Raw genomic sequence first — 19784 nt, 5'->3', positions numbered from 1 at the left:
GCGATCCATCCGATCGACTCCTTCACCTCGGCAGCCCGAGGTGAGATACGGGCGATAGCCGGCTACCGATGAATCGATCGGGATGGAGAATCTCACACCGTACGATTGAACCGATGAAGGGCCGAATACGTACCAACTGTGGCCATCGGGACGGAAGATCCGATGCCGGGCCGCCCTCGGGGTAGCGCCGAAGGCGGTGTCACCCCTGACCGGAGGGGATGGTCAGCCGGCCAGGGGTGTGGACGATCAGACCTCGACCACCGTCGGCACGATCATCGGCCGTCGCCGGTACGCGTCGTTCACCCAGCGTCCGACCGTACGGCGGACGATCTGCTGCAACTGGTGTGGATCGGTGATGCCCTCGGTGGCGGCCCGGCTGAGCGCCTCGGTGATCAGCGGGATCACCGGGTTGAACGCGTCCGGGTCGTCCGAGAAGCCCTTGGCGGAGATGGTCGGTCCGCCGACCACCTTGCCGGTGACCGAGTCGACCACCACGGTCGCCGAGATGAACCCGCCGTCGCCGAGGATCCGCCGTTCGGTGAGGAGCGATTCGCCGACGTCGCCGACGGCCAGCCCGTCGACGTAGACGTACCGGCTCTTGACGTGCCCCACCACCTTGGCCCGGCCCGCGACCAGGTCGACGACGTCGCCGTCCTCGCAGAGCACCACGCCATCGGCGGGAACCCCGGACTCAATCCCCAGCCGGGCGTGTGCCCGCAGGTGGCGCCACTCGCCGTGCACCGGCAGCAGGTTGCTCGGCCGGACCACGTTGAGCAGGTAGAGCAGCTCGCCGGCCGGGGCGTGCCCGGAGACGTGCACCTTGGCCACGTCCTTGTGGATCACGAGCGCACCGGCCCGGGAGAGCTGGTTGATCACCCGGTAGACCGAGGTCTCGTTGCCGGGAACCAGCGAGCTGGCCAGCACCACCGTGTCGCCGGGAGCCACCGTGATGTGCCGGTGGTCGCCGGTCGCCATCCGACCCAGCGCGCTCATCGGCTCGCCCTGCGACCCGGTCGACATCAGCACGATCTGGTCCGGTGGCAGGGCGGTCGCCTCGTCCAGCCCGACGACCAGGCCCGGTTGGATCCGGAGCAGGCCGAGGTCCCGGGCGATGCCCATGTTCCGGACCATCGACCGGCCGATGAAGGTCACCTTCCGGCCGTGCTCGGACGCCGAGTCCAGCACCTGCTGGACGCGGTGCACGTGCGAGGCGAACGAGGCGACGATGATCCGGCCACGCGCCTTCACGAAGATCGAGTCGAGTACCGGCCCGATCTCCCGCTCCGGGGTGACGTACCCGGGGATCTCCGCGTTGGTCGAGTCGGAGAGCAGCAGGTCTACGCCTTCCGCCCCGAGCCGGGCGAACCCGGCCAGGTCGGTGATCCGGCCGTCCAGCGGAAGTTGGTCCATCTTGAAGTCGCCGGTGTGCAGCACCAACCCGGCCGGGGTCCGGATGGCCACCGCCAGCGCGTCCGGGATCGAGTGGTTGACCGCGAAGAACTCGCACTCGAACGGGCCCAGCCGCTCCCGGCCGCCCTCCCGCACGGTGAGGGTGTACGGGTCGATCCGCCGCTCGGCCAGCTTCGCCTCGACCAGGGCGAGGGTGAACTCCGAGCCGACCAGTGGGATGTCCGGCTTGTGGGCGAGCAGGTACGGCACCGCGCCGATGTGGTCCTCGTGCCCGTGGGTCAACACGATCGCCTGTACGTCGGCGAGCCGGTCGAGGATCGGTGCGAAGTCCGGCAGGATCAGGTCCACGCCGGGCTGCTCGACGTCGGGGAAGAGCACCCCGCAGTCGACCACCAGCAGCTTGCCGTCGTACTCGAAGACGGTCATGTTGCGCCCGATGGCGCCCAGCCCGCCCAGCGGAATGATCCGGAGCCCGCCCTCGGGCAGTTCCGGCGGCGGTTCGAGGTCAATGCCCGGCTGGCTCATGCCCCCGCCTCGCTTCGCTCGCCGGCGTCATGAGCTGCCAACCTGAGCCAGCCGATTCGCTCGCTGCACCCACTCATGCCACCGCTCCGCTTCGTTCGTCGTGCCTGGCCGAGTCGTTGCTCTCGGTCACGACGGCAGTCCCAGTCCCGCGTCGGCACAGTCCGCCCGCAGTTGGGCGATCTCGGCCTCGGTGGCGTCCACCAGCGGCGGCCGTACCGTACCGGCCGGCAGGCCGTGCGCGGCCAGCGCCGCCTTGACCAGGATGGTGCCCTGGGTACGGAAGATCCCGGTGAACAGCGGCAGTAGCCGGCGGTGCAGGGCCAGCGCCGTGGCCTGGTCGCCCCGGTCGTACGCCTCGATCATCTGCTTGGTCAGTGCCCCGGTCAGGTGGGTGGAGGTGCCGACCAGGCCGACCCCGCCGATCGCGAGGGCGGGCAGGGTCAATGCGTCCTCGCCGGAGTAGAAGGCCAGGTCGGTACGGCTGGTCACCCAGGAGGTGGCCACCAGGTCGCCCTTGGCGTCCTTGGCCGCGACGATCCGGTCGTGCTCGGCGAGCCGGCACAGCGTCTCGGTCGCGATCGGCACGCCGCTGCGGTGCGGGATGTCGTAGAGCATCACCGGCAGGCCGGTGGCGTCCGCGACGGCGGTGAAGTGCCCGAACAGGCCGGCCTGGGGCGGCTTGCTGTAGTAAGGGGTGACCACCAGCAGCCCGTGGGCGCCGGCCTTCTCGGCGGCGCCGGCCAGCTCGATGGTGTGCCGGGTGTCGTTGGTGCCGACGCCCGCGACCACCTGGGCCCGGCCTCCGACCGACTCGACGACCGCGCGGACCAACCGCTCCTTCTCCGCGTCGCTGGTGGTCGGTGATTCGCCGGTGGTTCCGTTCACTACCAGTGCGTCGTTGCCCTGCTCGTCCACCAGATATGCCGCGAGTCGGGCTGCGCCGTCGAGATCGAGCGAGCCGTCCGCGGTGAACGGGGTCACCATGGCGGTGAGCAGTCGCCCGAACGGGCGGGGTGCCGCCCGATCAGTGGCGGCAGGGTGGTCGTGGGTCATGCGAACAACCTATCGGACTCGCGCCGCCCGGCCAGCGGGGAAGGGTCAGGACTGCTGGGCGTACGGGCTGGTGGCGATCTCGGTGCCGTCGGGCAGCGCGCTGATGGTGAAGTCGGCGAAGACGTTCGGGGCGACGCGCTGAAGCTGACGCAGGCATTCCACGGCCAGCTCACGGATCTCGACGTCGGCGCCCTCGGAGGCCCGCATCGTGACGAAGTGCCGCCAGGCGCGGTAGTTGCCGGTGACCACGATCCGGGTCTCGGTGGCGTTCGGCAGCACCGCCCGGGCGGCCTGCCGGGCCTGCTTGCGGCGCAGCGTCGGGTTCTCCACGTCGGCGAACCGACGCTCCAGCCCCTCCAGCAGTTCGTTGTACGCCCGCAGGCTCGCCTCGGTCGCCTCGACGAACCGCTTGTGCAGCTCGGCGTCCTCGGCGATCACCGAGGGCTCGACCATCGCGGCGTCGCGCTCCGGCACGTACCGCTGGGAGAGCTGGGAGTAGGAGAAGTGCCGGTGCCGGACCAGCTCGTGGGTGAACGAGCGGGACACCCCGGTGAAGTAGAAGGTCACCGTCCCGTGCTCCAGCACCGACAGGTGCTGGACCTCCAGGATGTGCGCGAGGTATCCGGCATTGGTCGCGGTGGCCGGGTTGGGCTTACGCCACGACTGGTAACAGGCCCGTCCGGCGAACTCGGCCAGGGCCTGTCCGCCGTCCGCGTCGGTCGACCACGGTACGTCCTCCGGCGCCTCGAACTGCGTCCAAGCGATGACCTTGACCTGGGGGCCCACCATCTCCGACATTCCTCGGACTCTAGTCGGCCCGATTGGTGGAACCGACGACCCCCTGCCGGCGTCGATGCGCCCCGCCCGGCACCGGCGTTGACGTCACTCTGACTTGCCAGTGACGTCACCATGGTGTCATGATGACGTCATGGACCTGGCTCCCTACCTCGCGGCACTACGCCGTGACCTCAGCGCCGCCGCCGCACCCGGCGGAGCCGAGATCACCCGGGCGGCGGACCTGCTCGCCAACTCGCTCGACGTCTCGGCCCGGCTCTGCCTGCTGGAAGTGCTGGCCGACGCCACCGCCGAGATCACCGCGAAGCTCGACGGGGCAACCGTGGAGGTGCGGCTGCGCGCCCGCGAGGCGGACCTGGTGGTGCACCAGGTTCCGCCGGAGCAACCGGCCGTACCGGTGCCGGCGGCGACCGAACCGACCGGCGACGTCGCCCGGATCACGCTGCGCCTGCCGGACAGCCTGAAGGACACCGTCGAGCAGGCCGCCACCGCCGAGGGCATCTCGGTCAACGCCTGGCTGGTACGCGCCGTCGCCGCCGCCGCGCCGGGTGCCGTACCTCCCGCACCGGGGCGACCCGGCCGGGGTTCGTCCCGCCGGATCACCGGCTTCGCCCAGGCCTGACCACACCCGGACACCATCCCGGGCGCACCCGGGCGCCATCCCCGACTGCATCCGCAACCCGGACCCCAACTGGAGGAGTCATGCCCGAATTCCCGCGTACCGCACCGGTCACCGTCGTCGCCGAACTGCCGGCCGGCGACCTGGAGATCGTCGCCGAGGAATGTTCCCACGCCGTCGTCGACGTGCAGCCGTACGACGCGAGTGACGCGTCCCGGGAGCAGGCCGCACAGACCCGGGTCGAGTTGACCGGAGACACCCTCTCCGTGATCGCGCCCGACCACGCCCTCGGCGGGATGTTCCGGTTCCGCTCCGGTGGGGTACGGGTCCGCGTCCGGGTTCCGCTGGACAGCGGCGCCCGGATCAGGACCGCCTCGGCCGACACGCGCATCCGGGGCCGGTACACCGATCTGGCGGTCGAGAGCGCCTCCGGCGACATCGAGGTCGACCACGCCACCGGCAACGCCACCCTGCAGACCGCCAGCGGCGACGTACGGGTGACCCGGGTGGACGGCCGGCTGGAGGTCAAGGGCGCCTCCGGTGGGCTCACGGCACGACAGATCGGTGGCCCGGTGAAGGCCCGGTTCGCCTCCGGCGACGTCGAGATCGCCGACGCCGGGGACGGCGTGGAGGTCAAGACCGCCTCCGGCGACGTACTGCTCGGGCTCACCCGGCAGGGCAGGGTCCGGATCGGTACCGCCTCCGGCGACGTCGGCATCGGCGTACGGCCCGGCACCGGGGTGTGGCTGGACCTGAGCACGATCTCCGGCAGCACCCGGAACGGGCTGGACATGACCGGCCCGGATGTCGCGCCCGACGGCCCCCGACTAAACCTCGAGGTCCGGACGGTCAGCGGCGACATCGACGTACACCGGGTGGCCTGACTGCAAGGAAGGGGCCCTTCCTATCGTTTTCTGTATAGGAAGGGCCCCTTCCTAACACCCACTCGGCGTCAGGCGGTCAGGCCGCCGTCCAGGGCGATGGTAACTCCGTTGAGGTACCCGGCGCCGGGGCCGGCGAGGAACAGGGTGGCGGCGGCGACGTCGGCGGCGGTGGCGAGACGGCGGGCCGGAATTGTCGGCAGGACGTGTTCCTCGATGTCCACGGCCGCCTGCACCGGAAACGACATCGGGCCGTCGCGCACGATTCCCGGGTTGACGCCGTTGACCCGCAGCCCCTGTGGCCCGTACTCGATCGCCCAGGTTCTGGTCAGGTTGTCCAGGGCGGCCTTGGAGGAGTTGTAGATCGAGGAACCGGCCCAGCTCCGGGTCGTACCGATCGAACTGATGTTGACGATCCGGCCGTCGGCACCGCGCAGCAGGTGCGGCAGCACGGCCTGGGTCAGGAAGTACGTCGCCTTGTAGTTGAGCCCGACGACCCGGTCGAACTCCGCCTCGGTGGCCTCGTGGGTCGGCCCGATGGTGTGCGCGGCGGCGTTGTTGACCAGGATGTCCAGCCCGCCGAACCGGTCGAGGACGGCGCCGAGCACCTCGTCGTGGCTCTCCCGCCGGCTCAGGTCGGCCGGTACGAACAGACCGTTGCCGAGTTCGTCCGCCACCGCCGTACCGAGGTCGGCACGCCGGCCGACCACGGCCACCGCGGCCCCGGCCGAGGCGAGCGTACGCGCGATCACCGCTCCGATCCCGCCGGTCGCACCGGTCACCAACGCCACCTTGCCGCTCAACTCCCGATCAGTCATGCCTCGACGCTAGAAGCGGGAGTTGATGCCGGTCAAAGACTGAGTTCCGATGAGTTGATAACGTCAGTGCATGAACTTCGAGCTCCGCCAGTTGGAGGCGTTCGTCGCGGTCGCCGAGGAGCTGCACTTCGGCCGGGCGGCCAGCCGGCTGCACATCGCCCAGCCCGCGCTGTCCCAGCAGATCCTGCGACTGGAGGCGACCCTCGGTGCCGACCTGCTGGTCCGGCAGCGCCGACGGACCGCTCTCAGCGAGGCCGGCCGACTCTTCCTGGTCGAGGCCCGCCGGACGCTGCAGCAGGCCCGGGTGGCCCAGACGGTGGCGCAGCGCGCCCAGCGGGGCGAGTTGGGCCGGCTGCGGATCGGTTACACACCCACCGCCTCGGCACAGCAGTTCCTGCAACTGCTCGGCGAGTTCCAGCGGGCCGTACCCGAGGTCGACCTGAGCCTGTCGGAGCTGCCGATCGGTTCCATCGCCACACCGCTGCGCGACGACCTCGTCGACATCGCCTTCGTGGTCACCCTCGGACAGTTCGACTGCGACTGGCTCGGCGAGGACATCGAACTGCGCCAACTGTCGTGCGAGGCGTTCGTGGCGGCGGTCCCCGCCGGGCACCGGCTGGCCGACCGCGCCGAGATCGACGTCGCCGACCTGGCGGACGAGACCTTCGCGTTCCTGTCCCGCGACCTCTGTCCACACTGGTTCGAGATGGTGGCGGGAGTGTGCCGGACCGCCGGTTTCACCCCGAGGCTGGTGCACCAGGCCGGCGAGGTCGGCACCCAACTGACCCTGGTCGCGGCCGGCCTCGGCGTCGCCCTGGTGCAGGAGTCCGCCCGGATGCTGCGCGGCGACGGAATCGCGTACCTGCCGATCCGCCACCCGGTACCCCGGGTCAGCTCCGGTGTCGCCTGGCGGGCCGCCGACCCGTCCCCGGTGCTGGGGCGATTCCGCGCGGCGCTGCCGAACTGCTGACCAATTGGCGGTCCGGATCCGGCGGGTACCCGTCCCGGGGATCATCTCAATCTATGGACGTCTATGTTGCCGCCTACCCGGCGATGTGTTTCGGTCGACGGTAGAGATGCCGGTATGACCGGGATCAAGGGGAGGCACACCATGAATCCGCTTAGAAGGCTTACGCGGGGAGTAACGAGTTTCGCCCTGCTGTTCGCGATCGCCGTACCGGGGCCGCCGGGCAGTGCCTCCGCCGCGCCGGTCGGCCCGTCGACCCCGGCCGCCTTCTCCGGGGCGAACACGCCGGCCGCCACCGGTGCTCGGACCGTCACCCTGATCACCGGCGACCGGGTCACGGTCAGCGCCGAGCAGAAGACCAGCGTCGAACCGGGACCCGGCCGGGCCGAGATCCAGTTCCTCACCCGACGGATCGCCGACCGGCTGCACGTGATCCCGACCGACGCCCTTGTCCTGCTGCGCAGTGGACGGCTCGACGAACGGCTCTTCGACGTCACCGCACTGCTGGAGTTCGGCTACGACCGGCGGGCGGACCTTCCGCTGCTGGTGACGTACGCCGGCACCGACGCCCGGGCCCAGGGCCAGCGCCAGGCCGCCCGGACCGGCGCCCGGGTGGTCCGCGAACTGCCTCCGGTGCACGGCCTGGCGGTCGTGGTGGACCGGACCGGACTGCCCGGATTCTGGACCGACCTGACCGGTCCACTACCGACGGCCCGGACCATGGACGCGGGCATCCGGACGGTCTGGCTCGACGGCCTGCGCCAGCCCACGCTCGCCGAGAGCGTCCCGCAGGTCGGCGCGCCGGCCGCCTGGGCCGCCGGCTTCGACGGCACCGGAGTGACCGTCGCCGTGCTCGACACCGGCATCGACGAGACCCATGCCGACCTCGCCGGCCAGGTGACCGGGGCCCGGAACTTCACCGACGGCACCGAGGACGATCGGGACATCGTCGGGCACGGCACCCACGTCGCGTCCACAGTGGCCGGTTCCGGTGCCGCCCGGTTCACCGGCGTGGCCCCCGGGGCCCGGCTGCTGGACGGCAAGGTCTGCGCTGCCGGCGGCTGCACCGAGTCGTGGATCATCGCGGGCATGCAGTGGGCGGCCGAATCGGGTGCCCAGGTGGTCAACATGAGCCTCACCGGACCGGACAGCCCGGTGGTGGACCCGATCGAACAGGCGGTCGGCCAGCTGACCGACGCACACGACACGCTCTTCGTGGTCGCCGCCGGCAACGTACCCGGGGTCGGCACGGTCGGCTCGCCGTCCACCGCCGACGCCGCGCTGGCGGTCGGCGCGGTCAGCAAGACCGACCAGCTCGCCGGCTTCTCCAGCCAGGGTCCCCGGGTCGGCGACGGTGCCATCAAGCCCGACCTGACCGCGCCCGGACTGGACATCGTCGCGGCCCGCAGCGTCGACTCCGGACCGGAGGTACCGGACGGCAGCGGCATCAGCATGTCCGGCACCTCGATGGCCACCCCGCACGTCGCCGGTGCCGCCGCGATCCTCGCCCAACGCCAACCGGACCTGCCGGCAGCCAGCCTGAAGAGCGCGCTGATGGCCGCCGCACGCCCGAACCCCGAACTCAGCGTCTTCGCCCAGGGCGCCGGCCGGCTCGACGTCGCCCGGGCGCTCGAGCAGCGGGTCACCGCCGACCCGCCGAGCCTCAGCTTCGGCCGACAGGCGTGGCCGCACGACGACGACACCCCGGTCAGCCGTACGGTCAGCTACCGCAACGACGGCACCGCCACGGTGACCCTCCGGCTCGGCGTACGGGCGACCGGGCCGGACGGCAACACCGTGCCCGCCGGAATGTTCGAGGTGACGCCGGCCACCGTCACCGTCCCGGCCGGCGGCACCGCCGACGTGACCGTCACCGCCGACACGGCCGGCAGCGGGGGGCCGCTCGGCCAGCTCACCGGCCACCTCACCGCGACCGCCGCCAACGGTGCCGGCGTACCGACCCCGCTGGCCGTCGACCGCGAGGTGGAGAGCTACGACGTCGACCTGTCCCACCTCGGCCAGGGCGGCGAACCGACCGCCGGTTACCTGACCATGCTGGCCGGGCTGGACAACGCCCACGCCATCCCGGTGCCCGCCGCCGCCAGTGGCGCGGTCACCCTCCGGGTGCCGAAGGGGCGGTACTCGGCCCTCAGCGCGATCACCAGCCTGTCCGGAACCGCCTACCTGACCAGCATGGTGGCCCAGCCCGAACTGGACGTCAGCGGCGAGCGCGGCGTCGTCCTCGACGCCCGGCTCGGCAAGCCGCTCTCGATCACCGTGCCGAACAGCGGCGCCCGGCAGGTCTTCTCGGAACTGGCCACCAGCGTGCTGGCCGCCGGGCGGACCGTCGAGGTCGGCACCCTCGGCAGCACCTTCGATCGGATGCGCGTCGGCCGGATCGGCCCGGACCAGCCGGCCGCCGGCTTCGTCTCCCGGATCACCGCCACCTTCGCCCCGGGCGACCCGGCCGACCAGTCGTACGCGTACCTGCTGTGCTGGATGACCGAGCAGCGGATGCCCAGCGGGTTCAGCCGAGCGGTCGGCACCGCCGATCTCGCCACCGTACGGGCCGACCACGGGCACGAGTCCTCCGGCAGCACCGGCCGCAAACTCGCCTGGTCGGTGTTGCCGGAGTCGGTGATGGGCGGGTTCGCCCACGCGATGACCTTCGCCCTGCCCTCGACCCGCACCGAGTACTACAACACCGACGGTCGGACCCAGTGGTTCCGCGCGGTGGACGAGATGACCGGCTCCGGCGCCGAACAGGCGTACCTGACCAGCCTGGTGGCGCCGCCGATCACGTACCGGGCCGGGCAGTCGTACCAGGAACAGTGGAGCCGCGGAGTGTTCGGGCCCACGGTGGCCACACCGCCGTACGAGCACCAGTGGGTGACCCGGCTCGGCGACACCCTGTACGTCCAGGCGCCGCTCTACGGCGACGGCGTCGGACGGGCCGGCTTCTCCTCCATCGCCACCGGCCGGATAACCCTGGAACGGGACGGCGCCCCGGTGGCCGAACTCGACGGTCTCTACGGCGAGCTGACCGTGCCGGCGGAGGCCGGGGCCTACCGGCTGACGATGAGCGCGGAACGGGGTGGACCGGCGACCCTGTCCACCCGGGTCAGCGTGACCTGGACCTTCCGCTCCGGCCACGTGGACGGCCAGACACCGGTCCGGCTACCCGTCTCCACGGTGCGCTTCTCGCCCCGGGTGGACAGCGACAACAGCACCCCGGCCGGGCAGACCGGCACCATCCCGGTCAGCGTCACCGCCCAACCCGAGTCGGGGGCCGGCGCCAACGAGCGGCTGAACGTCGAGGTCTCCTACGACGACGGGGTCAGCTGGGCACCGGCGGAGGTGACGGCCGGCCAGGCCGTACTGCGCCATCCGGCCGCGCCGGGGTACGTCTCGCTGCGGGCCAGCGCCACCGACACCGCCGGCAACACGGTCACCCAGACGGTGATCCGGGCGTACAAGATCGGTTGACCGGGGTGCGGCGGTCAGACGTACAGGTAGTCGAAGGGTGCCCAGGGCAGGTTCCGCAGCACCGAGAAGGCCGCCCAGGCGGCGAGGAAGATGCCGATCATCTTCGGCGTGATCTCCAACTGCGGCAGCCGCCAGCCGAACACCTGCCGGCCGGTCCAGGCCAGATAGATGTAGAGGAGGAACGGCACCGCGAAGACGAACATCAGGTGGTGCCGGGCGGCTGCCGGCAGGTCGCCGTGCAGGAGGTACCAGAAGGCCCGGGTGCCGCCGCAGCCCGGACAGTCCAGCCCGGTGGTGAGCTTGAGGATGCACGACGGTGCCGCGTCGGGGGCGCTGTGGGCCGGGTCGGTGAAGAGGGTGTAGCCGACCGCGCCGGCCATGCAGGCGAGCGCGGCCACCGGCGCCGCCCAGCGGGGTGACCGGGCCTGGATCCGGTTGACGAGTCGGGTCAGCCGATCGGGCTCGGGCATCTGGTAGGGCGGCACCAGGTAGACGGCCGGCACCGATCCGTCCGCGGGCGGCCAGGGCCCGGGATATCCGGCCGGCGGCCAACCACCGGCCGGTGCTTCCGACTGTGCGACGGCGGGTTGCCCCGACGGCACGACGGCGGGTTGCCCCGATGCCACGGCGGGTTGCTCCGATGGCACGGCGGCGGGTTGCCCCGACGGTGCGGCGGCAGCCGGCTCGTCCGCCGGCACCTGCGATCCGGTCGCCACCGGGCCGAACTCGTCCGACCGGCTCTCGCCCACGCTCGTCATCGTGCCCCATCCGTCCGCCACGGCGTCGCCGTCGTCGTCCGCGACGCATCGCCCGCCGGTCCACGGCGTCGCCGGCCGGCTCGTCTCACCGTACCGCGAGCACGCTGGCGAGTGCGGCGGTGAGCGGCCCGGCGAGGTCGCCCCCCTCGGGCGCCGCCACCGCGTCCAGCCCGAGCCAGCCCGCGAGCCGGTGAAGCTCGACGGCGAGCGCCCGCGCGGTCTCGACCGGGTCGGTGCCGGGCTCGGACCAGGCGGCCGGAATCAGCAGTACGCCGGCCTTGCGGTCGGCCTTCAGGTCGACCCGGGCCACGAACCTGTCCCCTAGCAGGAACGGCAGTACGTAGTAGCCGTAGAGCCGCTGCGGCGCCGGAACGTAGATCTCGATCCGGTAGGTGAACCCGAAGAGCCGTTCCGTCCGGGCCCGCTCCCAGATCAGCGGGTCGAAGGGGCTGACCAGGGTGCTGGCCCTGATCCAGCGGGGCAGCCGGGCCTGCGCGTGCAGGTACGCCGGCAGCCGCCAGCCCCGCACCTCGACCGGCAGCAGCTCGCCCGCCTCCACCAGCTCGGCGATCGCGACCCGGGCCGCGGCGACCGGCAGCCGGAAGTAGTCCCGCAGTTCGGGCTCGGCCGCCACTCCCAGCGCCCTGGCCGAGATCCCGACCAGCCGGCGGTACGCGTCCGGCGTCGCCGGGGTCGGAGTGGCCAGCACGGCCGGCGGCAGCACCCGCTCCGGTACGTCGTAGACCCGGGCGAAGGAGGTGTTCCGGGAGCCCGCCATCAGCTCACCGGCCCAGAAGAGGAACTCGCAGGCCTGCTTGACCACCGACCAGTTCCAGCCCCAGTTGCTCTTGTCGCGCGGCGCGTCGTGCTCGATCTCGGCGGCGGTCAGCGGGCCGTTCGCGCGTACCTCGTCGAGCACCCGGGCGACCAGTTCGGGCTGCTCGACGGCGATCCGGCGCATCCCGCCCCAGGCGTCGGAGTGCGCGCCCGCCATCCGCCAGCGCAGCGCCGGATGGAGGTCGACCGGAAGCAGCGACGCCTCGTGGCCCCAGTATTCGAACAGGTCGCGGGGGCGCCGGTAGGCCGCCCGGTCGAGCAGGTCGGTCGGATAGGGCCCGAGCCGGCTGTAGAGCGGCAGGTAGTGCGCCCGCTGGAGCACATTGACCGAGTCCATCTGGAGCAGGCCGATCCGGTCGAGCACCCGGCGGAGGTGGCGACGGGTCGGCACCCCGGCCGGCATCGGGTCGGCGAACCCCTGGGCGGCGAGCGCGATCCGCCGGGCCTGGGCCAGGGACAATGATTCAAGTGCGGCCATCAACGCGACCCTAGTCCACGGCTACGACAGCAATTCGTCGGCGGCGGTACTGGATCTGCCGGGCGAACCCGGATAAAACGACTGGGTGGTAAGCATCCGCTCAGAAGATCCCGACGACGCGCTGGCGGTCGCCGGAGTGCACGTACGCACCTGGCAGGCGGGTTACGCCGGAATCATGCCGGACGAGGTGCTCGCCCGGTTGAACGTCACCGCCTGGGCCCAGCGCCGTCGGGAGTTGGGCACCGCCGAGCCCGACCACCCGTTCCGGACCCTCGTCGCCGAGTCGGACACCGGCACCGACGCCGCGACGGTGCTCGGCTTCGCCACCGTCGGGCCGTACCGGCGGGACCAGGACCCCGACCGGCTCGACCACCGGTACGGCGAGATCCTCGGCATCTACGTCGAGCCGGCTCGCTGGGGCGCCGGGATCGGCCGGCGGCTGCTGACCGCCGCCGTCGCCGAGCTGACCGGACAGGGCCAGACCGAGTTGCGGCTCTGGGTGTTGGCGGACAACGGGCGGGCCCGCCGGTTCTACGAACGGGCCGGACTAGTCGCCGATGGTGAGCGGTCGACCTATGAAGTGCAGCGGCCGGGGGGACGGCCGCCGCTCGGGCTGACCGAACTCCGCTACGCCGCCCGCCTCGGCCAGCTGGCCGGGCCCCCGGACCGGCAGCACCAGTAGCAACGCCAGGCTGATCCAGACGTAGAAGTTGCTGCCGAGGAAGCCGAGGAGCCCGTCGAACCGGCTCTGCCAGATCCAGACCAGCCGGCTGATCAGGATCAGGTAGGCGAAGATCGCGAAGCCGAGCAGGCCACGCCGACGCCGACTGCCGGCCGGCGCCGCGTAGGCGTTGTCGACCAGCAGGATAAGCGCCGGAATCAGCCAGACCAGGTGGTGCACCCAGGTCACCGGGCTGACCAGGCCCTGCACCACCGCGGTCAGCGCGAATCCGGTCGCCTCGTCCCCGACCGCCGCCGTGGCCCGGACCCGCCAGACCCAGACCGCCACCGTCGCCGCCACCAGCACCAGCCAGAGCAGCCGGCTCGGATGGTCGGGGTCGAGCCGGGCCACCACGCCCTGCCAGGACTGGTTGGAGATGAACGACAGCGAGCCGACCCGGTCGGTGTCCCAGAGCGCGGTCGTCCAGAACTCCCGGGACGCGTCCGGGGCCACCGCCGCCGCGACCAGGGTTGCCGCCGCGGCGGTGCCGCTGGCCACCGCCGCCGCCAACCAGCGCCGGGTGACCAGCAGGTAGACGATGAAGATCCCCGGAGTCAGTTTGATCGCGGTTGCCAGCCCGATCCCCACCCCCGCGAAACGGCGGTAGCGCTGCGGCAGTCGCCGGCCCCACGGGGTCGCCGGGGCGGCCAGCCAGAGCAGGTCGGCCGCGACCAGGAAGAGCATCAGCATGTTCACCTGGCCGAAGTTGACCGTCTCGCGCATCGGCTCGAACGCCGCCGCCAGGCAGAACGCCACGGCCAGGGCGAACCACCGGGGCCAGCCCGCCCGGCGGGCCACCGGACCGACCAGCCACCAGATCACCAGCGCGCTGGCCAGGACCGTGAGGGTAACGCTGATCACCATCGCGGCCGGCCAGGAGAGGTACGCCATCGGCAGCATCACCAGCGCCGCGAACGGCGGATAGGTGAAGCCGTACTTGCTGTCCGGCATCAGCCAGTCGTAGATCTCCCCGTCGGCGCGTACCCAGTGGTGCAGGGCGCCGTAGTAGACCCGCAGGTCGAAGAAGCCGTGCCGGACTGCCGCCACGGAGAGGAACCCGGTCACCAGCACGGCGAGCGCGATCACGAATAGCACCTGGTACCGCGTACGCCCGACGGCACCCTGCGCCACTGCCGCCCCCCTCGCGTTGCGTAGGCTTCCCACCCATGAGTCTCGGGTACGTCCGCCCGGCGCGTCCCGAGGACGCCGGCGAGATCGCGCGCATCCAACTCGCGACCTGGCGGGTCGCGTACCGACGGATGCTACCGAAGCACGTGCTCGACAACCTGGACGAGGACTGGCTCGGTCGCCGGTGGAGTGCGGCGGTCGAGACGCCACCGGACGAACGGCACCGGGTCCTGGTCGCCGTCGAGCAGGCCGAACAATCGTATCTGGTGGGATTTGCGGCATCTGGACCGCCCGACGAACAGGCCCTGGCCCCGGACGAGCCGGCCAGCTCGCTCGGCCCGAACGTCGTCGCGGTGACCGACCTGCTGGTCGAGCCGCGCTGGGGTCGACGCGGGCACGGCAGCCGGCTGCTCGCCGCCGCCGTCGACCTGTGGCGCGCCGACGGTTTCGACACGGCGGTGGCCTGGGCCTTCGACGGTGACGAGGCGACCCGCAAGTTCCTCGGCGGCGCCGGCTGGGAGCCGGACGGTGCCGCCCGGGCACTCGACGTCGACGACCTGCTGGTACCCCAGCTCCGGTTGCACGTCTCGATCGCGGCCGACCCGACCGCCGACCCGGCCACGCAGCCGTCGGCCGGGCCCAGCACGGACCCGGCCGACCACTGACCCGGGCGTCAGCCCTTGTCTGCGCCCTCGTTCGCGCCCCGGACGAAGTAGCGCTGGAAGACCACGAAGATGATCGCCACCGGGATGGTGGCCAACAGCGCGGCGCCGAGCTTCAACGGATACTGGTTGCCCTTGCCCAGCGAACCGCTGACCAGGTCGGCCAGCCCTCGGGGCAGGGTGAACAGGGCGGGGTCCTGGACCGCGACCAGGCTGTGCGGAAGTTCGTTCCACGAGCCCTGGAACGACATGATGGTCACCGTGATCAGCGCCGGCCGGGCCATCGGCAGCACCACCGACCAGAACGTCCGGAACGTGCCGGCGCCGTCGATCCGGGCCGACTCCTCGACGCTGACCGGGATCGACTCGAAGAACTGCTTCATCACGAACACCCCGGTCGCGTCGACCAGCAGCGGCACGATCAGCGCGGCGTAGCTGTTGTAGAGCCCGAGCTGGTTGAGCACCAGGAACTTCGGGATCAGCAGCACCACGGGCGGCACCGCCATCATCGCCACGACCACCGCGAAGACCGGACGCCGGCCGCTGAACCGCAGGCGGGCCAGGGCGTAGCCGGCCAACGAGGCGAAGAAGACCCGGCCGATGGTGACCACGACGGTGACCAGGGTCGAGTTCCCCAGCCAGAGCGGAAAGTCGGTCCCCTCGAAGATCCGCTGCACGCTGCTGAGGTCCAGCACCGAGGGCACCGGGGAGAGCGGGTTCGCCGCCGCGTCCGGCTCGGTCTTGAAGGCGTTGCCGAGTTGGATGACGAACGGATAGAGGAACACCAGCGCGAAGAAGACCAGCACGGCGTACCCGGCGAAGCTGGTCGCCAGGGCGCCCGGCCCACGGTTCCGGCGCGGCCGGCGGCGGCCTTCCGGGCTCGGCGACCGGCCCACCGCACCCGGCCCCGGTTCGGTCAGTACGGCCATCGTCAGGACCTCCGTCCGGTCTCGCGGCCCCGGCGCCGGGGACGGCGGATCCGGCGCCCGGAATCGCGCTCCCGCAGCAGCCACCGCTGCCCGAGGGTCAGCACGATGATGATCAGGAACAGCACGAAGGAGATGGCGGCGCCCGAGCCGTACTCGAAGTCCCGGAACGCGGTCCGGTAGGAGAGATAGGCCGGGGTCAGCGTGGTCTTGGCCGGGTCACCCTGGCTCATCACGTAGATCTGGTCGAAGACCTGCCAGCTACCGATCACGCCCAGGGCCAGCACCAGGAACAGGGTCGGCCGGATCGACGGCAGGGTGAGGTACCGCAGGCGCTGCCACCGGGTCGCGCCGTCCAGCCGGCCGGCCTCCTCCAGTGACTCCGGCACGTTCTGCAACGCCGCCAGGAACATCAGCATGAAGGTGCCGGAGGTGGTCCAGACCACCAGGATGATGATCGAGCACATCGCCACGCTGGGTCCGGAGAGCCACTCCCACCAGGGCAGCCCAAAGGGTCCGTCGCCGGTGAGCGACGCCGGCGGGGTGTCCACGCCGACCGCACCGAACAGGATGTGCAGTACGCCCCGCGAGTCGGCGAACCACTGCGGACCGTCGATTCCGAAGAGTTCGAGCAGCCGGTTCACCGCCCCGGAGTTGGCGAAGATGAAGAGGAATACCACGCTGATCGCCACCGAACTGGTGACCGACGGGAAGTAGAACGCCGTCCGGAAGAACGACCGCCCGCGCAGCATCCGGTTGTTCACCACCAGCGCGAGGAAGAGCGCCAGCACCGTCTGTGCCGGCACCACTATCGCGACGTAGTAGAGGTTGTTCCGGATCGAGGTCATGAAGTTCTGCCGGGCCAACCCGTCCCGGGTGAACAGGTCGGTGTAGTTGTCCAGGCCGACCAGCGGCACCTTGCCGGTGAACGGGCTGCCCTGACCGTTCCAGTCGGTCAGGCTCACCCAGAGCGCCATCAGGATCGGCAGCAGCATGAACAACCCGAGGATCACCACCACGGGTACGACGAAGATCCAGCCGGCGGTCGCCTCCGCGCTGCGGATCCCACCCCGCCGTCGGGTACGCCGGGGCGTCGGGGCGGGCGCGGTCCGGCCCGGGTCATCCGATCCGGTGAGTACGTCGGTCGCCATGTTCCTTCCTTCACCAGCTGGATCGGGGATCGAGGGGACTGGCCCCGGCCACGACACGGGGGCGGCCGCAGCCAGGGCCAGCCGGCATCGTCAGCCGCCGAGCGCGGCCTGGGTGTTCTTCTGTACGCGCTCCAGCAGCGCCTTCGGGTCGCCCCGGTCCAGCCCCTGCAGGCCGGTGTCGAAGTCGGCCAGCACGCTGTCCATCTTCGGAGCGTTCACCGGCCCCTGGGCGTACTCGGCGCCGTCGATGTAGGCCCGGTCCGCCGGGTACGCCTGGGTGTACTGGTCCCGGGCGGCCTGCCGGGAGGGCATCACGCCGAACGCCTTGGCGAAGGTCATCTGCTGCTCCACCGAGGTCATCGCCTCGACGAACTTGATCGCCTGCTCCTTGAACCTGCTCTTCGCGGCAATGCCCCAGCAGTTCGTGAAGGAGAGCGTCGCCTTGCCCTTCGGCCCGGCCGGCAGCGGGTGTACGGAGTACTTGATGTTCGGGAAGTCGTTCTGCAGGGCACCCTTGATCCAGTTGCCCTCGATGGTCATCGCCGCCTGCCCCTTGCCGAACGCCTCGCCGGACCAGCCCGCGTCCAACTGCTTCGGGTACCGGACCAGGCCCTCGGTGAGCAGGCTCTTGACGTACTGGAGGGCCTGGAGGTTCTCCGGGCTGTCCGCGGTGGCCTGCTTGCCGTCCGGGCTGGTGAGCCAACCGCCGGACTGCGCGAGGAACGCGCCGATCCGGTCCCGGGTGTCGCCGAGCGTGAGCGGGGTGACGCCCTTCGCCTTGAGCTTGCGGGCCGTCGCGGTGAACTGGTCCCAGGTGGTCGGGACGTCCGCGTCGGTCAGGCCGGCCTTGGCCCAGAGGTCGGTGTTGATCTGGAGGGCCAGCGTGGAGAAGTCCTTGGGGGCGCAGTAGAGCTTGCCGTCGTGGGTGAACGCCGTCCGCAGGCTCGGGTAGAAGTCGTCGGCGCCCGCGACCCGGTCCCCGTACGGCTCCAGCGCGCCCACGCTGGCGTAGTCGGCGAACCGGCCGGCGTCGACGTAGAAGACGTCCGGCGGGGTGTCGCCGGCCAACGCCTGGCCGAGCTGCTGGACGAGGTCCTGGGCCGGGGTGACCGTCGCGGTGTTGCCGGACGAGCTCGCCCAGCCGGCGGCGGCCGCCTGCACCGCCGTCGTCTCGGCCGCACCGGAGGAGCCGATCATGATCTGCAACGCGGCCGGTCCACTGCTCTGGGTGTCCCCGGCGCCGTCGTCGTCGAAGCCGCTACCGCAGGCGGCGGAGGTCAACAGCGTCGCGGCGGCGATGCCCGCCACGGTCGCCCGGCGGATGAATCGTCGTGCCATCTCACTCTCCTGGTGGGGGAATCGGATCTTCTGGGTTCGCTTCTGTCGGGTCTGCTTCCGCGCGGGGACGGTCGCCGCGCCGCCGGGGAGGACGGTCAGCCGCTCTGCCGCACCACCAGGGACGGTCGCAACAGCACCTGCCCCGGCCCGGTGGGGCTGCCGCCGGTCCGCACCGCCCCGCCGTCCAGGCTCGGGTCGGTGCGGTGCCGCCCGTCGGCCGCGCCCCGCCGCCCACCGTCGAGTACGTCGGTGAGCAGGTCCATGCAGCAGGCGGCGGCCGGGGCCAGCGGCTGGCTGACACTGGTCAGCCCGATGGCCTGGGCCACCGGGGTGTCGTCGAAGCCGGTGATGGCGACCTCCGGTCCTCCCCCGGTGCCGATCGGCCAGCCACCGGGTGCGCGGACCGCCTGGAGGGCGCCGAGCGCGAGCGAGTCGCTGGCGCAGACGATCGCGGTCGGTGGCTCGGCCACGGCGAGCAGGTCCCGGGCGGCGGCCTCGCCCTGGGTGAACCCGTCCGGGGCGGCCCGGTCCAGGCCGGTCGGGTCGAGCCCGGCCGACCGCAGGGTGGTGAACCAGCCGGAGCGCCGGTCGTCGCCCACGGCGGAGCCGGCCGGCCAGCCGAGGAAGCCGATCCGCCGATGGCCGGTGTCGAGCAGTCGTCGGGTCGCCTGGGCGACTCCGTCGGCGCCGTCGACGTCGACCCACGGATGCGGGGCCGGGACGGCGGCCCGGTGTGGCGACGAGGTCTCCGCCGGGTTGTCCCAGGGGCGCCCGAAGGTCACGAACGGCACGTCCCGCTCGGCCAGCCAGGCGGTCCGGGCATCCCCGTGGTCGGTGCCGGTGAGCACGAAGGCATCCAGGTCGTACGCGCCGAGCAGGCTGTCGTACGCGTCGATCTCGGCACCGGGGTCGGCGGCGGTGTACAGCATCACCCGGTAGCCGGAGTCCTCGGCCGCCTCGGTCAGCCCGTGCAGGAACCGGTCGAGTACCGAGCCGTTGACCCCGTCCCGGGTCGGCTCGATCCGTACCGCGATCAACCGGGACCGGCCGGTACGCATCTGCCGGGCGGCCTGGTTGGCCCGGTAGCCGAGCGCGGTGATCGCCTCCCGCACCCGTTCCCGGGTCTCCTCCCGGACCATGTGCGGGGCGTTCAGCACATTGGAGACGGTCTGCCGACTGACCCGCGCCCGGCGGGCCACTGTCGCGATCGTCACTTTTTCCGCCATAAGTT

16 protein-coding genes and 1 pseudogene are annotated in these 19784 nt (G+C 71.6%); 6 read left to right on the top strand and 11 right to left on the bottom strand.

The window, feature by feature from the left end:
• Nucleotides 1-246 precede the first annotated feature (246 nt).
• The 3 genes from H4W31_RS17875 to thyX all read right to left on the bottom strand — a co-directional run bounded on the left by H4W31_RS17875 (nt 247) and on the right by thyX (nt 3777).
• A complete protein-coding gene (locus tag H4W31_RS17875; RefSeq protein ID WP_192767704.1) occupies nt 247-1935 on the bottom strand; it encodes a ribonuclease J in 1689 nt (562 codons plus the stop codon).
• Nucleotides 1936-2061: 126 nt separating this feature from the next.
• Nucleotides 2062-2988 carry a 4-hydroxy-tetrahydrodipicolinate synthase gene (gene dapA / locus H4W31_RS17870; RefSeq protein ID WP_192767703.1) on the bottom strand — a complete coding sequence of 309 codons (927 nt, stop codon included), beginning with the start codon at nt 2986-2988 and terminating at the stop codon, nt 2062-2064.
• Between the two features lie 45 nt (nt 2989-3033).
• Nucleotides 3034-3777 (bottom strand): FAD-dependent thymidylate synthase, encoded by a 744-nt coding sequence (gene thyX / locus H4W31_RS17865; protein WP_192772184.1) that lies wholly within the window; start codon nt 3775-3777, stop codon nt 3034-3036.
• A gap of 139 nt (nt 3778-3916) precedes the next feature.
• Here thyX and H4W31_RS17860 point away from each other — a divergent pair, with 139 nt between their 5' ends.
• A complete protein-coding gene (locus tag H4W31_RS17860) occupies nt 3917-4405 on the top strand; it encodes a toxin-antitoxin system HicB family antitoxin (protein WP_192767702.1) in 489 nt (162 codons plus the stop codon).
• A gap of 80 nt (nt 4406-4485) precedes the next feature.
• A complete protein-coding gene (locus H4W31_RS17855; RefSeq protein ID WP_192767701.1) occupies nt 4486-5286 on the top strand; it encodes a DUF4097 family beta strand repeat-containing protein in 801 nt (266 codons plus the stop codon).
• Between the two features lie 68 nt (nt 5287-5354).
• Here the strand turns inward: H4W31_RS17855 and H4W31_RS17850 are convergent, their stop codons facing one another.
• The gene (locus H4W31_RS17850; RefSeq protein ID WP_192767700.1) at nt 5355-6101 is read right to left on the bottom strand and encodes an SDR family NAD(P)-dependent oxidoreductase; all 747 of its coding nucleotides are present in this window, start codon (nt 6099-6101) and stop codon (nt 5355-5357) included.
• Nucleotides 6102-6171: 70 nt separating this feature from the next.
• Here H4W31_RS17850 and H4W31_RS17845 point away from each other — a divergent pair, with 70 nt between their 5' ends.
• Both H4W31_RS17845 and H4W31_RS17840 read left to right on the top strand, forming a co-directional pair.
• Nucleotides 6172-7071, top strand: coding sequence for a LysR family transcriptional regulator (locus H4W31_RS17845; RefSeq protein WP_192767699.1), 900 nt, complete (start codon nt 6172-6174; stop codon nt 7069-7071).
• Between the two features lie 114 nt (nt 7072-7185).
• Nucleotides 7186-10554 (top strand): S8 family serine peptidase, encoded by a 3369-nt coding sequence (locus H4W31_RS17840; RefSeq protein ID WP_225945573.1) that lies wholly within the window; start codon nt 7186-7188, stop codon nt 10552-10554.
• 14 nt (nt 10555-10568) lie between these two features.
• Here the strand turns inward: H4W31_RS17840 and H4W31_RS17835 are convergent, their stop codons facing one another.
• Together H4W31_RS17835 and H4W31_RS17830 are read right to left on the bottom strand one after the other, a co-directional pair.
• Nucleotides 10569-11312, bottom strand: a complete 744-nt coding sequence (locus tag H4W31_RS17835; protein ID WP_192767698.1) for a DUF2752 domain-containing protein — start codon at nt 11310-11312, stop codon at nt 10569-10571.
• A gap of 85 nt (nt 11313-11397) precedes the next feature.
• Nucleotides 11398-12627, bottom strand: a complete 1230-nt coding sequence (locus H4W31_RS17830; RefSeq protein WP_192767697.1) for a winged helix-turn-helix domain-containing protein — start codon at nt 12625-12627, stop codon at nt 11398-11400.
• Nucleotides 12628-12712: 85 nt separating this feature from the next.
• Between H4W31_RS17830 and H4W31_RS44275 the strand changes: the two are divergent.
• Nucleotides 12713-13165 (top strand): annotated as a pseudogene (locus tag H4W31_RS44275) (N-acetyltransferase family protein); the annotation flags it as partial.
• Nucleotides 13166-13174: 9 nt separating this feature from the next.
• Here H4W31_RS44275 and H4W31_RS17820 read toward each other — a convergent pair.
• Nucleotides 13175-14479 carry a glycosyltransferase 87 family protein gene (locus H4W31_RS17820; RefSeq protein ID WP_318783245.1) on the bottom strand — a complete coding sequence of 435 codons (1305 nt, stop codon included), beginning with the start codon at nt 14477-14479 and terminating at the stop codon, nt 13175-13177.
• 35 nt (nt 14480-14514) lie between these two features.
• On the opposite strand from H4W31_RS17820, the gene H4W31_RS17815 reads away from it, so the two are divergent.
• Nucleotides 14515-15141, top strand: coding sequence for a GNAT family N-acetyltransferase (locus H4W31_RS17815; RefSeq protein ID WP_192767695.1), 627 nt, complete (start codon nt 14515-14517; stop codon nt 15139-15141).
• An 8-nt stretch (nt 15142-15149) separates the two neighbouring features.
• On the opposite strand, the gene H4W31_RS17810 is transcribed toward H4W31_RS17815, so the two are convergent.
• The 4 genes from H4W31_RS17810 to H4W31_RS17795 all read right to left on the bottom strand — a co-directional run bounded on the left by H4W31_RS17810 (nt 15150) and on the right by H4W31_RS17795 (nt 19767).
• A complete protein-coding gene (locus H4W31_RS17810; RefSeq protein WP_192767694.1) occupies nt 15150-16067 on the bottom strand; it encodes a carbohydrate ABC transporter permease in 918 nt (305 codons plus the stop codon).
• A 2-nt stretch (nt 16068-16069) separates the two neighbouring features.
• Nucleotides 16070-17215, bottom strand: a complete 1146-nt coding sequence (locus H4W31_RS17805) for a carbohydrate ABC transporter permease (RefSeq protein WP_192767693.1) — start codon at nt 17213-17215, stop codon at nt 16070-16072.
• 90 nt (nt 17216-17305) lie between these two features.
• Nucleotides 17306-18553 (bottom strand): sugar ABC transporter substrate-binding protein, encoded by a 1248-nt coding sequence (locus H4W31_RS17800; RefSeq protein WP_192767692.1) that lies wholly within the window; start codon nt 18551-18553, stop codon nt 17306-17308.
• Between the two features lie 95 nt (nt 18554-18648).
• On the bottom strand, nt 18649-19767 hold the full coding sequence (locus tag H4W31_RS17795) for a substrate-binding domain-containing protein (protein ID WP_318783244.1): 1119 nt from the start codon (nt 19765-19767) through the stop codon (nt 18649-18651).
• Nucleotides 19768-19784 lie beyond the last annotated feature (17 nt).

Origin of the sequence: Plantactinospora soyae (genome assembly GCF_014874095.1) — a bacterium.
Classification (GTDB): domain Bacteria; phylum Actinomycetota; class Actinomycetes; order Mycobacteriales; family Micromonosporaceae; genus Plantactinospora; species Plantactinospora soyae.
The sequence above is the reverse complement of the archived record's forward strand: the minus strand, read 5'-3'. Positions and strand labels throughout refer to the sequence as shown.

Coding starts and splice junctions, on each gene's coding strand:
- H4W31_RS17855 (WP_192767701.1), top strand. CDS start 4,486: ATGCCCGAATTCCCGCGTACCGCACCGGTCACCGTCGTCGCCGAACTG.
- H4W31_RS17815 (WP_192767695.1), top strand. CDS start 14,515: ATGAGTCTCGGGTACGTCCGCCCGGCGCGTCCCGAGGACGCCGGCGAG.
- H4W31_RS17875 (WP_192767704.1), bottom strand. CDS start 1,935: ATGAGCCAGCCGGGCATTGACCTCGAACCGCCGCCGGAACTGCCCGAG.
- dapA (WP_192767703.1), bottom strand. CDS start 2,988: ATGACCCACGACCACCCTGCCGCCACTGATCGGGCGGCACCCCGCCCG.
- thyX (WP_192772184.1), bottom strand. CDS start 3,777: ATGGTGGGCCCCCAGGTCAAGGTCATCGCTTGGACGCAGTTCGAGGCG.
- H4W31_RS17810 (WP_192767694.1), bottom strand. CDS start 16,067: ATGGCCGTACTGACCGAACCGGGGCCGGGTGCGGTGGGCCGGTCGCCG.
- H4W31_RS17800 (WP_192767692.1), bottom strand. CDS start 18,553: ATGGCACGACGATTCATCCGCCGGGCGACCGTGGCGGGCATCGCCGCC.
- H4W31_RS17835 (WP_192767698.1), bottom strand. CDS start 11,312: ATGACGAGCGTGGGCGAGAGCCGGTCGGACGAGTTCGGCCCGGTGGCG.
- H4W31_RS17840 (WP_225945573.1), top strand. CDS start 7,186: ATGACCGGGATCAAGGGGAGGCACACCATGAATCCGCTTAGAAGGCTT.
- H4W31_RS17850 (WP_192767700.1), bottom strand. CDS start 6,101: ATGACTGATCGGGAGTTGAGCGGCAAGGTGGCGTTGGTGACCGGTGCG.
- H4W31_RS17845 (WP_192767699.1), top strand. CDS start 6,172: ATGAACTTCGAGCTCCGCCAGTTGGAGGCGTTCGTCGCGGTCGCCGAG.
- H4W31_RS17860 (WP_192767702.1), top strand. CDS start 3,917: ATGGACCTGGCTCCCTACCTCGCGGCACTACGCCGTGACCTCAGCGCC.
- H4W31_RS17830 (WP_192767697.1), bottom strand. CDS start 12,627: ATGGCCGCACTTGAATCATTGTCCCTGGCCCAGGCCCGGCGGATCGCG.
- H4W31_RS17805 (WP_192767693.1), bottom strand. CDS start 17,215: ATGGCGACCGACGTACTCACCGGATCGGATGACCCGGGCCGGACCGCG.